This window comes from Paenibacillus sp. LHD-38 (genome assembly GCF_031157315.1).
GTDB lineage: Bacteria > Bacillota > Bacilli > Paenibacillales > Paenibacillaceae > Pristimantibacillus.
This window is the reverse complement of sequence record NZ_JAVIFU010000052.1, coordinates 1-14,277: the sequence shown is the minus strand read 5'-3', so window position 1 is coordinate 14,277 and position 14,277 is coordinate 1. Positions and strand designations below refer to the sequence as shown.

The 14,277-nt window shown below is 49.6% G+C and carries 14 protein-coding genes and 1 pseudogene; 4 read left to right on the top strand and 11 right to left on the bottom strand.

The features are described 5' to 3' along the window. Window positions 1–3: 3 nt before the first annotated feature. From RCO25_RS28820 to RCO25_RS28810, 3 genes are all read right to left on the bottom strand, one after another. Window positions 4–633, bottom strand: a complete 630-nt coding sequence (locus tag RCO25_RS28820; protein WP_308999526.1) for a chromate transporter — start codon at window positions 631–633, stop codon at window positions 4–6. Window positions 634–1,071: 438 nt separating this feature from the next. Continuing rightward, the gene (locus tag RCO25_RS28815) at window positions 1,072–2,529 is read right to left on the bottom strand and encodes a sulfatase family protein (protein WP_308999525.1); all 1,458 of its coding nucleotides are present in this window, start codon (window positions 2,527–2,529) and stop codon (window positions 1,072–1,074) included. A gap of 68 nt (window positions 2,530–2,597) precedes the next feature. Next, window positions 2,598–2,735 (bottom strand): hypothetical protein, encoded by a 138-nt coding sequence (locus RCO25_RS28810; RefSeq protein WP_308999524.1) that lies wholly within the window; start codon window positions 2,733–2,735, stop codon window positions 2,598–2,600. A gap of 308 nt (window positions 2,736–3,043) precedes the next feature. Between RCO25_RS28810 and RCO25_RS28805 the strand changes: the two genes are divergently transcribed. Further along, on the top strand, window positions 3,044–3,847 hold the full coding sequence (locus RCO25_RS28805; protein ID WP_308999523.1) for a helix-turn-helix domain-containing protein: 804 nt from the start codon (window positions 3,044–3,046) through the stop codon (window positions 3,845–3,847). Between the two features lie 60 nt (window positions 3,848–3,907). On the opposite strand, the pseudogene RCO25_RS28800 reads toward RCO25_RS28805, so the two are convergent. The 3 genes and pseudogenes from RCO25_RS28800 to RCO25_RS28790 all read right to left on the bottom strand — a co-directional run. Beyond that, window positions 3,908–4,114 (bottom strand): annotated as a pseudogene (locus RCO25_RS28800) (SUMF1/EgtB/PvdO family nonheme iron enzyme); the annotation flags it as partial. 102 nt (window positions 4,115–4,216) lie between these two features. After that, the gene (gene sigK, locus RCO25_RS28795) at window positions 4,217–4,777 is read right to left on the bottom strand and encodes an RNA polymerase sporulation sigma factor SigK (protein WP_308999522.1); all 561 of its coding nucleotides are present in this window, start codon (window positions 4,775–4,777) and stop codon (window positions 4,217–4,219) included. 317 nt (window positions 4,778–5,094) lie between these two features. Beyond that, on the bottom strand, window positions 5,095–5,403 hold the full coding sequence (locus RCO25_RS28790; RefSeq protein WP_308999521.1) for a hypothetical protein: 309 nt from the start codon (window positions 5,401–5,403) through the stop codon (window positions 5,095–5,097). Between the two features lie 304 nt (window positions 5,404–5,707). Here RCO25_RS28790 and RCO25_RS28785 point away from each other — a divergent pair, with 304 nt between their 5' ends. Together RCO25_RS28785 and ndk are read left to right on the top strand one after the other, a co-directional pair. Next, window positions 5,708–5,896, top strand: a complete 189-nt coding sequence (locus tag RCO25_RS28785) for a GapA-binding peptide SR1P (protein WP_308999520.1) — start codon at window positions 5,708–5,710, stop codon at window positions 5,894–5,896. A 92-nt stretch (window positions 5,897–5,988) separates the two neighbouring features. Next, a complete protein-coding gene (gene ndk, locus RCO25_RS28780) occupies window positions 5,989–6,408 on the top strand; it encodes a nucleoside-diphosphate kinase (protein ID WP_308999519.1) in 420 nt (139 codons plus the stop codon). Window positions 6,409–6,687: 279 nt separating this feature from the next. Here ndk and RCO25_RS28775 read toward each other — a convergent pair whose 3' ends face one another. From RCO25_RS28775 to RCO25_RS28760, 4 genes are all read right to left on the bottom strand, one after another. Next, complete coding sequence (locus tag RCO25_RS28775; protein ID WP_308999518.1) at window positions 6,688–7,587, bottom strand: glycosyl hydrolase family 95 catalytic domain-containing protein; 900 nt, start codon at window positions 7,585–7,587, stop codon at window positions 6,688–6,690. A gap of 67 nt (window positions 7,588–7,654) precedes the next feature. Further along, entirely contained in the window at window positions 7,655–8,638 is a 984-nt protein-coding gene (locus RCO25_RS28770) for a DMT family transporter (RefSeq protein ID WP_308999517.1), read from the bottom strand. A gap of 178 nt (window positions 8,639–8,816) precedes the next feature. Then, window positions 8,817–9,536 (bottom strand): hypothetical protein, encoded by a 720-nt coding sequence (locus RCO25_RS28765; protein ID WP_308999516.1) that lies wholly within the window; start codon window positions 9,534–9,536, stop codon window positions 8,817–8,819. Between the two features lie 14 nt (window positions 9,537–9,550). Next, on the bottom strand, window positions 9,551–12,220 hold the full coding sequence (locus RCO25_RS28760) for an Ig-like domain-containing protein (protein ID WP_308999515.1): 2,670 nt from the start codon (window positions 12,218–12,220) through the stop codon (window positions 9,551–9,553). Window positions 12,221–12,469: 249 nt separating this feature from the next. On the opposite strand from RCO25_RS28760, the gene RCO25_RS28755 reads away from it, so the two are divergent. Further along, window positions 12,470–13,060, top strand: a complete 591-nt coding sequence (locus tag RCO25_RS28755; protein ID WP_308999514.1) for a response regulator — start codon at window positions 12,470–12,472, stop codon at window positions 13,058–13,060. On the opposite strand, the gene RCO25_RS28750 is transcribed toward RCO25_RS28755, so the two are convergent. Continuing rightward, window positions 13,057–14,277, bottom strand: a 1,221-nt coding sequence (locus RCO25_RS28750; RefSeq protein WP_308999513.1) for a sensor histidine kinase, incomplete at its 5' end; no start/stop codon positions are given. The two genes, RCO25_RS28755 and RCO25_RS28750, sit on opposite strands and share 4 nt — an antisense overlap.

Genomic DNA, 14,277 nt, shown 5'->3' with positions numbered 1-14,277 from the left:
TCGTCAGATAAAGTATTCGGGCTCCCGCAATGACTTCGCATTGATACCCATTCTCTCGGTTCGAACCTCGAGACCGATCCACTCTTTACTCTTAACAATGACCAGCCCCACGACTAAGCCGAGGAGGATCACATAGAGCGGATTAATACTGAGCAGCAGCAGCGACAAAAGCGCGGCCGTCGTCACGCAAGTAGTGGACACGTCAAACACCGATACTTTGGCCATTCGGTAGGCAGCCATCAAGATCAAAGCAATGACGGCGGCATGAATACCTCTAAGGGCCGCTTGGACTTTTGGTTCGTCACGTAAAAACAGGTAAGTCAAACTAAGCATGATCACAATCAGAAACGTTGGAAGTGTAACGCCCGCAATGGCCGCAACAGCTCCGATGACGCCTGCTTTCCGATAGCCTACGAATGCAGCCGCATTCACAGCGACTCCTCCGGGAGCCATGCCCGCCATTGACAGCATATCGGCCATCTCATCTTCTGTAAACCATTGACGCTTGACGACAACCTCCCGTTCGATAATCGGCATCATGGCAAAACCACCGCCGAAGCTGGATGGACCAATCTTGAAGAACGTCCAAAAAAGCTGGTTAAGGTTACCAAAATGCGCAAAAAACCACTTCACTGGAACCGCCCCCTTTCATTACATCCATTTTACCATCTTTATTTCATTTCGGGATAAAGGATTACTGATAAAACAATTAAAAAGAATTTATATCAAAATAAACATGGTATTTTTACTGAATTACCAAATATTCCGATATTAAAACTTATCTTAATTTCATTTCGGTATTAAGTGAGGGTGGTAGAAAGATGTGAACATGATCCGATGTAAAAAAATAAGAACGGGCAATAAGATCCCGTTCCCTTTGATTTATCCGGTCGTGACACGAAACCCGCAGCTGCTCTCAACACCAAATATTTTTTTGTCTCCTGCCAAAAAAAAGCCACCAGAAATCCTTTAAATCACTTTTTCACTGAAGAGAACAACTCTCTCATGAAAATTGATTTAAAAGGACTGATGGCGTTTCTTCAAACGTTTATTCTTTCAACATTTTCACTGCTAATTCTCTTGTGGATGCCTCTTTCTCAATTCCTCCACGTAACGTTCTCTGCCCGACTCGATAAGTCTTTCGGCATATTCGCTGAGATTGCCCTTGGCATGATAGGGCCCGCCTTCCCGCATGACGGTCCAGAGCGGGTCAGTATCGTGCTCCATCGACATCATCATCTGATCGTGCCAGTCGAGCAGGCGGTATGCAGCCTCTCTGCATATGTCAGGGCGGACGGAAGCCAAGTTGTGCAGCTCATGAATGTCATCCTTGATATGAAACAGCATCTCTTTGTCGAACAAATGATAGCCATCGTGGTAGGTGCGGATGTAGAGCCATTCGTCGAACCTTACGCTGCGCTGGCACACATGTGCACATTGCGAAATAATGAGGCTGTCGCGTCCCGTATCTTCGCCCGTCAGGATCGAGCCGGCATAACTGCGGCCGTCCCAGCTCGGCGCCGGCTGAAGTCCCAACAGCTCCGCCATCGTCGGCGGCAAATCCAGATGGTAGTGAAGGCCTTTATCCACATGTCCGGCTATGCAGCCCGGCCAGCGGATGATCATCGGGATCCGGCATGTCGCTTGGTCTGCCGTACCATGTTCGCCGTAGATGCCAAGCTCGCCCATATTCTCTCCGTGATCAGCCGTTATAATAATTACGGTATCGTCCAGAATGCCTTTCTTCTCCATCGCGTTCAGAATCATGCCGATGTTATCGTCCATGTGGCGCACACCGCAATCGTACCCGTCGATCATGCGGCGGAGATCATTCCGGTCCATAAGCTCCCCGGGATAACGGGGATATTGGGGCGAGGTACGGTTGTTATACATGTTGATCTCGTGCGCGCTGTGCGGTCCCACCTTTTCCCGGTGCGTTGCAAATATATCATCGGTAATCCATTCCGGAAGCGGATCGTCCTTGAACGGGTTCCCAAATTCCTCCGGCGCACGATATGGCGTATGCGGGTCCCAATAGTTTACGTAAAGCATCCAATCATCCTGCTCGGCATTGCGCTCAAGCCAATCGAGCACGACCGGCGTCACCTCCTCGGCCGACTCCATGCCGCCCTTGCCCGTATTGTAAATTTCATTGAAGCCGGCATAGAACGTCCAGGCGGTGTGCCGTTCTCCGAACGGGCTGACAAGTGAGGTTTTCATCCCCGCGCTGCGGAATAGGGAAGGGAAGCTTTCACTGGCCAGCCTGCTGCGGAACTCGCGGGATTCGCCTTCATGGCGCACATCCGCAGCTGTCCCTCCGTGACCGACAACCCCGTTATGAATGCCGAATCTCCCTGTCATAAGCGCGGTTCTAGAGGGGAAGCACGGCGCATCGGACGTGTAATAATTATCGAAGCGGACGCCTTCGGCGGCGATCCGGTCAATATGGGGTGAGGTATTCCTATGATACCCGTAACAGCCAAGATGGTCAGGTCTGGTGGAATCAAGATCAAGCAGCAATACTCGCATCGTTCAATCTCCTTTACTTCGATTATTAGTCGTTCGTCCCTGCAACTGCTGCAGCTCCCTGCAAGTAATTAGCCCTTGACTGCTCCGGGATTCCCATCGTTTTCGGATGGAAGCTGCGTGTATTCGATTTTTATATTCGGGTATTTCTCCACAAATCTCTTGATAAATTCTTCGCGGACCGTCTTGATGCTGTCGTTCCAGTCCATGATACGCAGCGTCACCTGCTTTGAGAATTCGCCCGAATCCCCCGCAGCGGCACCGCTTGCCGTGCTCTCGTTCTGCCCGGTGCCTTCCTTGGTTTCGTGTCGTTATCCCTTCCCCACTAGAATGATAACGCCTTCTTCCAGCGTTATGTTCAGTATAAGAGTCAGGCCTTTTCTTTGTCGATGTACATAATCTCCGGAAGATGTACATTTCAACACTAACTTGAAGATTTCAGCACGTTTTCGTTTACATTGTGATAAACATCAATGCTATAATAAAGGCAACCATTTTCATTAAACAGGTGATGCTCATGCTGACAATTAAATCTGTACATTTTGACGATTCCATCCCGAATTGGCGTACGCATTCCGAGGTTATCAATTACAATGTGCTTGTTCTTGTCACGGAGGGCAAAGTTTCTTACAGGATCGAAAACGAGGATTATACCGGTGAACGGGGAGACTTTATGTTTATTCCGCATGGCTCGCGTCGCGCCGGAGAAAATCACCCCTCCGGCCCACACCAAAAATTTACGATCATCTTCAACTATGAAGTTGATTCCATGCCATTCATTCCTTTTCTTCACGCTAAGAAATTTGTACAATTCAAGCTGTGGAGGCTTCAGTACGTGCAGCGAAGATTTGAACGCTTGTATGAGGAACTGCGGCAGGGGGAGAACTTTAGAACCTTCATTTGCCACGGCATCCTGCAAGAGCTGATCGGCATCATCGCAAGAGAACTGGAGAAGCCCGAGGTTACTCCGATCAAAACGAAATATGCCGATATGATAAAACACTATTTGCTTGACCACTACCGCGAACAGATTGAGATCAAGGATCTGGCACGATTGATTCAGCGGTCGCCGAACTATACGATCGCAATATTCCGAGAGGTTATCGGACAATCGCCGATCAAATACATCCATCAATTGCGCATGATAGAAGCATGTAACCTGTTGCTGAACTCCGACATGTCCATCTCCAATATCTCAAACTATTTAGGCTACTATGACACCTCTTACTTTTTCCGGATATTCAAGAAATACACCTCGATGTCACCTACAGACTTCATGACCCACGGGAACCAGCAGGACGCGGCCCAGTTGTTCACCTGAGCTCGGTACCATACCAAAACAGCCCGCAGGTATCTGCGGGCCCGGTAATAAAGAAGGAAGCTATCCATTGTCGCTATCCGCGACGACGCGAAACCCGATATTCCCCGTCGCGATGTCCGGCGTATTGCTGCTTCTTGCTGCAACCCGGTAGCGGTTGCAATAGGAACGATGGCACAGATAGGAGCCGCTCCGCATCGAACGCTTCCCCGTTGGTACCGTATAGCGGGGGTTCACAGCCTCCGTCAGCCTGTGATACAGCCGACTAAACATCAATATTTATTCAATATCTTCAGCCGCAGTCGCAAAGTAGGGCAATGCAAAAAAAGCTGACTTCAGGTTTTCCCCCAAGATAAGCTTTTTCTTCAACAACTACCGCTTCGCCTTATAAAACTCATGATAAAGCTTTATCAGCGCCCTCTTCTCAATCCGCGACACATAGCTCCGGCTGATGCCCAATTCCTCCGCAATCTCCCGCTGCGTCCGCTCATCCCCGCCATGCTCCAGCCCAAAGCGGCCGATCACAACTTCCTTCTCGCGGTCATCAAGTGTGTCGAGATTCTTATATATCTTCGACTTTTCAATCTTCAACTGAACCTTATCCACGATATCATCCGCCTCAGTGCCGAGAATATCGATCAACGTAATCTCATTGCCTTCCTTATCGGTGCCAATCGGATCATGAAGAGACACGTCCTTCCGAGTCTTCTTCAAAGAACGAAAATGCATAAGTATTTCATTCTCAATACAACGAGCCGCAAACGTCGCGAGCTTCGTGCCTTTACCAGTTTGGAAGCTCTCAATCACTTTAATCAGACCGATTGTCCCGATACTAATTAAATCTTCGAGATCTTCACCTGTATTGTCGAATTTTTTGACGTTGTGGACACAAACCGATGTAAAGTCATACAAGACCTCATTGCTGCCAGTCATGGAAAGGGGTTCGGATATACATTACTGATGCAGAATGAAATCATAGCAGGCAACCGTACACAAGCCTCCGATATGCAAAGGGAGGGGGGCAAACCGCATCTCCCGTTACGTTAATGGATGGATACCTGCTTTCGAACTCGCAAGGAGTCAGGGTGGTATCAGGAAATAATAATTCTCCCATACGCATAGAAACTGTCATCATCGATCTTGACTCCTTTCGTTGAACTGGACTTCAGTTCTGGTTAAAGACAACCATCTTCATCTCGTTCATTTCTTCCACGACATATTTCACAACCTCACGCCCATGCCGTTCAGTTTTAACCAACATACGGCATATTGCCCACCCGTAACGTTGAATATTTAATCATGACTCTGCCAACATAAAGCTCTTCCGCCACATCCAGCGCTTTTTGTATGTTCAATGTATAGTTGCCAGCCTGCTCAAACTTCTTTTCGTCATTGAACAGGTGACCTTTATTCTTTATGTCAAATAAAATTAGAATCAGCTTGCTTAAAGAGCAATCAGTGCTTGCATGTGTGCGGTATGATAAGCGTGACTTTGGAGGTATATGAATATGGGGAATAAAGGATGCAGCAATAAAGCGGATGGTCAATTCATTGATCATCCGCTCTCTTTTTCCACTTGGGTCCAAATCCATTAGTGCTCACATTAATTATCGAACGGTTCTTTCACCCCTCTACTTACATCTATTGTGACGATTAAAAAAAAATCGGTGCAATTAATGCGTTTTAATAAACTTATATATTGATATATATTACGTTATAAATTAGAATTATGTTACAACATATAAATGAAGGGAGCCTTGACATAACTGCTTGTTTCGCCAACGTAGGTTATTCGTGTAGTTTAGTTGATTCTTTGATGCATTTTACAAAAAAACAAAACTTTCTTCAGGAGGCGAAGTTTCAATGGAATTCCGAAACGTTGTGATTAATGGTATCAAAAAGGAGAAGGTTGGTTTGGAGCTTGGCTATATGATTTGTAAAAGATGCGGGTCAATAATCGCTACTCTCCCAACAAACCGCGTTAAACGTTACTATAGTGAATGCTCAGAAGGTTGCTCTGATGAATACTTAGGAGTGAAGGAATTTGACTAGTACCAGATGGATTCTTAATATCACTGAAGGTGACGGAGAAATGCGGCCGCTCTTCAGGAAAGTTTAACAATAAACAATTGGAGGCTATTGCAATGGAGCAAACATTTATCATGATTAAACCTGATGGAGTAAAAAGAGGTCTTATCGGCGATATTGTGTTGAGGTTTGAGAGGAAGGGCTTTACCCTAATAGATGCCAAACTTATGTTGGTTTCGAAAGAGATGGCAGAAAAACACTATTCTGATTTAAAAGAAAAACCATTTTTTGGGGAGTTAGTGGAGTTCATTTCAGCTAACCCTGTATTTGCTATGGTGTGGGAAGGTAATGACGCAGTAAAACAATCGAGAGCTTTAATTGGAGCAACAAATCCAGTTGATGCTGAAATTGGATCGATCCGCGGCGACTTTGCAACTGACGTAGCAAGTAATATCATTCATGGTTCTGATTCAATTGTAAGTGCAGATAGGGAAATTAATTTATTTTTCAGAAGAAAAGCTTCATTTGCATCTTAGGACTTTATTTAGTAACGACAAAAAATAAGTTTTACTTCGCTTCCCTGCTGTACTCGTCAGCCATGAAATGGAGAAGTTCTGTTGTACCCGATTAACGTGCACTAGAGATATTAGCGTAAGCTTTTTAGCTTTCGGTTAGACTTTCCTCCTGCGTTCTCCCACTCTCCCCCAGTAAGAAGATCGTTTTCAGTCGCTACTAAAAGAAGATACGCAGAAATATAATGCAAGCAACCCGACTGCTTAAATGCAGCCGGGTTGCTTGCTTATTCAGGAATTGCGCTAAACAAATTCAGCTGTAACATCTATTCCCTCACTCAGCGTTAATACAATAAATTTGCCCATTTCACCTTCATGCACCTGAGCTTCCTTACCGTTAACGATGACTCTCGTCCAAGGAACGCTCGCACTTAAATGGATTGTATTAACGTCAACTCTTGAAAACAATGTAGCTTTTGTGGTTCCGGTCAACAGATTCCATGATAAGTGTTTAACTTCTACTTGCGTTCTTGCCATAAGTCCATCTATAGATCCCGCTTGCCAGTCGGAAGGCAATGCCGGAAGCAGCTCGATTTCGCCCGTGTTCGAAAATAGCAACGCCTCATTAATTGAAGCTACGACGCCAAATGACGTATCCGTACAATAGCAATGATTTCTGCGATTCGTATCATGGTCTGTCATTAAAGACGGGTAATACCCAGCATCCGTCATCATGGGCAACAGCGAAGAAAGTACGCCTTCGCCTTGTTTGAGCCGCGCGCTAACCAGCGCCTTATGCATCCAGCCGTGCCCCGCCGTCGCGTCCTTCGTATTGTACTTGTCCCTGTTATCAAGCGCGATCTTCGCTGCTGTAGCGAGCGCTTTATTGTTTTGCGTTTCATAAGCAGGCCAGGCTACGTACAGATGGCTCAGATGGCGGTGGTTATTATTTTCCGTATATTCATTCATCGCCCATTCGCGCAAAGCGCCATCCGCGTCATATTTATAATCAGGCAACAGATCTAATAGAGCTTCCCATTCGGCAATAGCGGCTTCATATCCTTCGCGTTTGACAGCTTTCTCCATCGTTATGACCATTAGTAAACCATCCCGAGCAGCCGAAATGTCCATAGTCGCATTAGCCGTAATCGTGCTGTTATAGCCAATAGGATTATTTTCCGGCGAATAGGTAGGGATAATCATATACTTCTCTCCTGGATTTATCGATGCTTTTCCGCTTTGATGATACGCACATCTTAAATAGGAAGCATCATGTCGCCTGCGCCTCGGCTGCCTTCGGTTTTCCGAGTCTCTGCCTATCCCTCTGCAACAAATACATGGCGAATAGAACACCGATTCCTCCGAGCATCTGATACACCGTCAGCGATTCATGCAGCAAGAAATACCCCGAGGCGGCCGCCGTGATCGGAAGCGTGTACCCGTAAACAGATGCTTTGAACGGGCCCAGACGGGCTAGGCTCCAATTGTGCAGCGTAAAGCCGACCATGGTAGCCAGAATGGCCGTATATGCTAGGCTGATCCAACCGTGAGACGAAATGCCGGCGAAATAGGCGGTGTCCGCCTTCCACAGTACATACGGTAGCAGCGAAATGGCGCCGGCCGTCATCTCCCAGGAAATCAGCAGCATAAGCGGATAGCGCGACGTCAATCTGCTCATCAGTATGAGATAGAAGGCGCCAAAGAGGCTTCGCAGCAGCAGCAAGCCGTCCCCGCGAAGCGTATCCAGCCCGAAATGCAAGCCCTGCTCGCCACCTGCCACAATCACGATAACGCTTACGAAAGCAAAGGGAAGGCCGATCAGAATCCGGTACGACAACCGGATTTCCTTGAGAGCAAGCGAGATGATGACAGTCAGCACGGGCATGAAGCCGCGGCCCAATACGGAACCGTTAGCCGCGTTCGAATACTGCAGCGCGTAGGACAGCAGCACCTCCATCCCGATCGCTGACAGGATGCCGAGGAACAAAATGCGGCCCAGATCGCGGCTTTCCATGCGGAGGCTGATGCCCTTTTGGCGGAAATGGAAATAGGTAACAAGCCAAAGCAGCGGGGCTATTAGAGCATAGCGAAGCCCGTTGAACATGACGGGATCCCATTCGTGGCCTCCAATTTTCATCGAGCTGATATTGATGCCCCATAACAGGTATACAACCAAGAAACCGAGATGCGGGAGAAGGAGCTTTTGGGACATTTTCGAAAAATCCGCCTTTCCATAGCCATAGTTATCCCCCACTATACGCCTCCTTCACCATTTGATCAAAAAGCGCATTATGGAGCTTTCACAAGAAAAAACCAGAAAAACATCGGCTGACGATGATTAGTCGGGTTAAATGCGTGCGCCGCATAAATCTGGGCTCAAGATATTTCCCAAAAGCACCCGGCAAAAAAAAAGAGACTACCTTGTTTTGCTTTTATCCGGCTATTTTCACGAACTGATCCGCGAATTCCGCCATGCGCTGCGCCTTCGGCACGGCGGCATCGGCCTTCTGGTAAACCGTCCTAATCTTGTCGAGCGACAATATGAGCCACTTCAAATCCCGTTTGTTCGCTTCGATGATGAGCTTCTCCATATCGGACTGCGGCTGCACCTTCATCAAATCGTCCAGCAGCTTCTTCGCTTCCGTATTCGTGCTTGTGTAAATGTCCCGCCCCTGCTTCGCGCAATGCGTAATATTGGTCAAATTCTCGCGGGCAACCGTCCGGTAATCCTCGATAATCCGGTCATGGGCCTCCACAAATTCCGGATCGCGCGACAGATACAGATGGTCGAGCGGATTGAGTCCCGGCAGCGGATCCTCCGGCAGCTCTTCGATCTTACGCAGCACCTGCTCCGTCATAGACACGTAGCTGTCCAGATTCATCTTCATGCCGGCGATTGCTTCCGTCGCCTGGTTCGTATTTTTTACGGCGACGAGCACGATGGTCAAATATTCGAAATGCACCTTATGAAAGTTCAATGCATAGGCGGCAATCGGCAGATCGATCAGCTTCACGATTTTTTTATAAATGAATTTGTAAGCACTGACGACCGTCTTCTGATTGACGACAGCCGCCTTATCCTTGTTGGCAAGCGCCTTGTCATGCTCGAGCCGATCCTTGTTCCGGTCGCTGAGCGTAAAGGTGAAATCCATCTCCCTGCCTCCTCCTATACGGTTACAGCCGCTGGTTCTTCCTCTTCGTCCGCAACCGGCTGAGGATTAAGCAGCGCATACAGCTGGGCTGCCGCCTGATCCTTCGATTCGAGAATTTGTAGCGCCAGCTCCCTCATCCGGACCTCCGTCTGCAGCAGGTCGTTTTTCAGCTCCTTCTCCCTGACCGATTGCAATTGCAGGTTGCTCGAGTATTCGTCAAGCGCCTCGCCCTGGCCGAGCACCGCATCGACAACGATGCCGTCCGTCCTCAGGACATGGTTGTTCGCGGCCATAATGATGCCTGGAACCTTGATTATCGATCCGGTTGATTCATCGGCGTATTCGGAATAGTAGTCCTTCTTGACGCGCAAGTAATTTGACGCCGGAATGACGCTTCCGTTCGCATCCTTCAGCACCGCTTCTTCAACGAAGGAGTGGTGAATATCCTGATAATCGAAAATGTTCATGAGCTGGTACATGATCGTATTGCGTATTTCATCACGCTTCTCCGGCACGATAATTTCCGAAAGCAGCTTACCCAGCTCAGGCAGCGTAACCTCTTGATAATAGCTGTTGCCCTCCCCTTCGATTTTCTCGTCGCGGTAGAAGCCGATCCGCACGTCGACCAGATGGAGCAGCGTAATAAATTCCTGGTTCATTTGGCGGAAAACAAAATTCAGCGTTCTGCTCATATTAATATTCTCGATCTCGCGGACAATCGAGGTCTCGTCGGTCGTCGTCATCTTCACCTCATAGGTCGTATCGATCTGCATGTCGCGGCGGGCGGACGCTTTGGACACATGCTTCTGCGTCGAATTGACGATGTTCTTCGTCAGTTGCTCCCTCGCCGCATTCGTCGCGCCGCTCGTCGAAGCGCTTGCCGACGCGTTCAGCCAGCCGCCCCAGCTTACTCCTACGCTTGCTTCCAGCTTGTAATCGTTGCTGGATTCGTAGCCGGTTTTGTTTGAGGTCTCATCCCCGATCGACAGCTCGAATTCGCTTGCGATATCGTCGGTCACGGAATCGAGAATAGTCGATGCGCTCTTCATCGTCTCTTCCTTCTGGGTATAGGTACGAATGCTGATCTTGCTTTTCTCACCCGGAAGCAGGGAGAAGGTTTTCAGCGTGCGCCCCGCGCCGTAATTGGCCAGGAAGGAGGATAAGCGGTACGATTCGATTAGGATGATACGGTTTTTCCGCGAGCTGACTTCCGGCAAAATCGTCACGTTCACCTGGGTAGCCGCCTGCATCGTATTGCCGGACATATCGGTAGCGCGCGCTTTGATGACGCATAATCCCGGCAGGTCAACCTTCACCGTCGCTTTCCATTGCGACCAGTCGCCTGGCGCCTTCTCAACCGCACGCACATAAACCGGACTGTTGTTAAGCGTTACCTCCACGACCTTCACGCCGCCGCTGTCAGCCGCGGTGCCGAACACTTCAATGACGGCTCCTTTCGTATAGGTGCCGGCGATCGCCGCGTTCAGCGCCGGCGACGTAATGCTGATCGTAGGCGCGGTCGTATCCACGCTCACGTTCAGGCTCGTTTCTCCTTTCAAGCCTGCCGCATCGTAGCAGCGCGCAATAATCGAATGGTTGCCTGCCGGGATCGACAGCCCTTTGCTCCAAGTGGCATAGTTGTTCGGCGTATCGACCGCGATCGGATTTTGCCCGTCAAGAAGCAGCTCAACCTTTGTAACTCCCCGGTTATCCCCCGCCGTTCCTTGAACGGTAATATTTGCGGCCGGGCCGTTGTTGGTCGAAAGAACCGCGCCAGCTGCAGGCGATGTGATCACAATCGTCGGCGGCGTCACGTCCGGAGCCTGCTCCAGCGTCACGTTGATTTTTCTCGTGGTGATGTAAGAGAGTTGCTCGTTTGAGTGGTACGCGTCCGCCTGTAAAGTAACCTGGCCTTGATCCGTTATCACGACGCCCGAAAGCACCCAATTATCTCCGGAAAGCTGGGCTTGCTTCCACGCGCCCGAGCCTGCCTTGACCATCACCCTTGAAACCGTCCCCAGCACGGCCGTTGCCGTTCCTTTAATATCGATCACTGCGCCTGTATGCGGACCCGTGATATTCGTGCCTGCTGCAGGAGCGGTGAAGGAAGCCGACACGGATTCTTCAATCGGATCCTCCTCCGGCGGCCAGTCATCGTCATCCCGCATCTGGTCGTCAATAGGAGGCGTTTGGTACGGATCTCCGCCGTCCGTCGTCGGCAGCGGGGCGAGAGCGGCCCTGAGCGCTTGCGCTTTCGGCTCGGAAAACTCAGACGCAGCAGGAACGGAAATCGCATAATCGGCCACGAACCGGTGCGACCATGCGCCCGTCATCGTACGGAACAGGCTGAGCTTCTTCCCTTCCCTCGCCTGAAGCTCCACTTCCTCCTCCGTCAGCTCGGTGAGGCGCGTCGTCATCCGGTCGCCGGAGCGCTTCACCTTACGCAGTTCCTCTACCGGCAGCTGCGGGGAACTTGCCGTCCCGAAGCTCAGCGACGCCGCCCCGAAAGCGGCCTTCGTCTGAATGCCCGCTTGCGGCGGCAGGAAGCAGTTATCCGCAATGTCGAGCTCGATATACGTTCGGCCGCTGTAGGTTGTCGGCTCAGGCACATTATAATTAAGTACGGGCGCTGTATTCTCCGATGCCATTTTTACCGCTGAATCGTTCGTTTTTTTCTGAACCATATTCACCGTCTCCTTTGTTTTCAACTCGATTCGTTGATGGCGCCTTCCGCATTCCGCTATCCAGCCCGCCGTTCACAATTCGGAGTATACATTGGCGCCGGCTTGCCTGAGGAGGATGAATTTTTATCACCCCTGCCGTTAGGCCGGGTGATAAAAATTCACCCTACCGGACAGGATGCGTGCTTGCTATACTATCTTTAACTAATAAGAATACTGACTTACCGGTATATGCGGATTGGGGGAAGACAGATGGGCAGTATACGCGTCATGCTCGTGGAGGACGATCCGTTCTGGCAGCAGAACTTAAGCGCGGATTTGGCGGAGGAGCCGGATATTGAGGTTGTTGCCGTAGCCGGCACAAAGGAGGAAGCCGTACTGGCGGTTTCGCGCCATCCGATAGACATTATCCTGATGGACATTAATCTAACCGGCAACAATCTCGACGGGCTGGAAGCCATGAAGGAAATTTTGTCGGAGCTTGACAAGGAAGAAGATATTAAAGTCATTATGCTTACTTCCCTCACCGAAAGGGAGGTCATTATGAAGTCGTTCAGGCTAGGCGCGCTCAATTACATTACGAAGCAAAGCTACAAAGACATCGTCCGCGCGATCAGGGAGGCTTACGAAGACCGCTCGACGATTCACGCGGACGCGGCCCGCATCATGCGCAGTGAAATAAAGCTCATGGAGCTCTCACCCATGGAACGGGAAGTATTCGATCTGCGCAAGGAGGGGCTGAGCAAGCAGCAAATTTCGGAAAAGCTGCATAAGTCTACGAATACGATCAAATCGCAGCTGAAAAGCATAAAAAACAAACTGATGCATTTCAAGGGCGATTAAGTCGGCTGTTCTTGGACGGCAGCTGCCGGAGAAGCCATGACAGAAGCAGCGGTGCCTGTCTGTATGTAGCGCCAAATCGGGAAATGAAGCATGACTGACGTCCCTTTCCCCGTCTCGGTATCCGCGATGGCCAGGCTGCCTCCGTGCTTCCTCATGACCAATACGCAATAAGTCAAGCCGAGGCCGTGATTGCTCGAGTTTTTCTTGGTCGTATAGAACGGTTCGAAAATTTTGCCGAGCTGCTCCTTCGGAATGCCGCAGCCGCTGTCTTTTACCTCTATGGTGAAATGCCGCTTGGATCTCATGGCCCGGAGAGTAATCGTGCCGCCCGTCTCTTCCATGGCGTCTACAGCATTAAGGACCAGATTGGACAGCGTCTCCTTCAGATGCAGCAAATCACAGGTCAGCTCGCCGCCTTCATCCTGGATCTGCACGACCTCGACCGAGCGTCTCTCCAGCAGCGGCTGCATCGGATGCAGGACGGCGTCGAATAGCTCCTTCACCCAGATGCGTCCTTCGTTAATCACGATATCGTCTGCTTTCTCTTTGATTCTCCCCACCATATCGAGCAGATGCGCCGTCACCGAATGAATCTGGTCGATCGACTGCAATGACTTTTCGGACTGGCCGGAATGAATGAAGCCCTGCGTCTTCTCCGTCAAATAATTGATTTTCTGGATTTCGTTCTTGATGGAATGGTTCAAAATGGATACGCCCATCGTCAACGCCCGCATCGAATAATCCAGCCGCTCGCGCTCGATTCTGAGCTTAATGCCGAGGAAGCCGTACTTAACCGTGTAATAAATAATGACCGCAACGAGGCCCAAAATAATAACCGCGTTAAGTTTCCATGTTCCGTTGCTCACCAGATCGAACTTCCACTCCCCCATCGACAGCCAGACAAAGCCAAGAAAATCGGACACGAATGCCCACAGCGTGCCGAAGGAGAACAGAATAGCCACCCGTTTCTTGTTCCTTCTCTCGTAATATTCCTTCTCGCGCGCGAATGCGATATGGTAGAAGGCATATCCCAACAGGAAATAAAAGGCTTCCTCGCTACAGTGAATGGCTGATGTCTGTTTAATAGTGAATTTGTCCATACTGCCTGGTAAGAATATTAATAGGGTGGTAAGGACGATGTGGACCTCATTAAGTAGCAACGATAATTTAATTGCGGATATGTTCAAAGTTGCATTAGCACTTGAAGAACCATGGAA

Bases quoted from the DNA above. Each gene is read 5' to 3' on its own strand.
- RCO25_RS28815 (WP_308999525.1), bottom strand. From the start codon at position 2,529: ATGCGAGTATTGCTGCTTGATCTTGATTCCACCAGACCTGACCATCTT.
- RCO25_RS28810 (WP_308999524.1), bottom strand. From the start codon at position 2,735: ATGGACTGGAACGACAGCATCAAGACGGTCCGCGAAGAATTTATCAAG.
- RCO25_RS28805 (WP_308999523.1), top strand. From the start codon at position 3,044: ATGCTGACAATTAAATCTGTACATTTTGACGATTCCATCCCGAATTGG.
- sigK (WP_308999522.1), bottom strand. From the start codon at position 4,777: ATGACTGGCAGCAATGAGGTCTTGTATGACTTTACATCGGTTTGTGTC.
- RCO25_RS28790 (WP_308999521.1), bottom strand. From the start codon at position 5,403: ATGATCAATGAATTGACCATCCGCTTTATTGCTGCATCCTTTATTCCC.
- RCO25_RS28785 (WP_308999520.1), top strand. From the start codon at position 5,708: ATGGAATTCCGAAACGTTGTGATTAATGGTATCAAAAAGGAGAAGGTT.
- ndk (WP_308999519.1), top strand. From the start codon at position 5,989: ATGGAGCAAACATTTATCATGATTAAACCTGATGGAGTAAAAAGAGGT.
- RCO25_RS28775 (WP_308999518.1), bottom strand. From the start codon at position 7,587: ATGATTATCCCTACCTATTCGCCGGAAAATAATCCTATTGGCTATAAC.
- RCO25_RS28765 (WP_308999516.1), bottom strand. From the start codon at position 9,536: ATGGATTTCACCTTTACGCTCAGCGACCGGAACAAGGATCGGCTCGAG.
- RCO25_RS28760 (WP_308999515.1), bottom strand. From the start codon at position 12,220: ATGGTTCAGAAAAAAACGAACGATTCAGCGGTAAAAATGGCATCGGAG.
- RCO25_RS28755 (WP_308999514.1), top strand. From the start codon at position 12,470: ATGGGCAGTATACGCGTCATGCTCGTGGAGGACGATCCGTTCTGGCAG.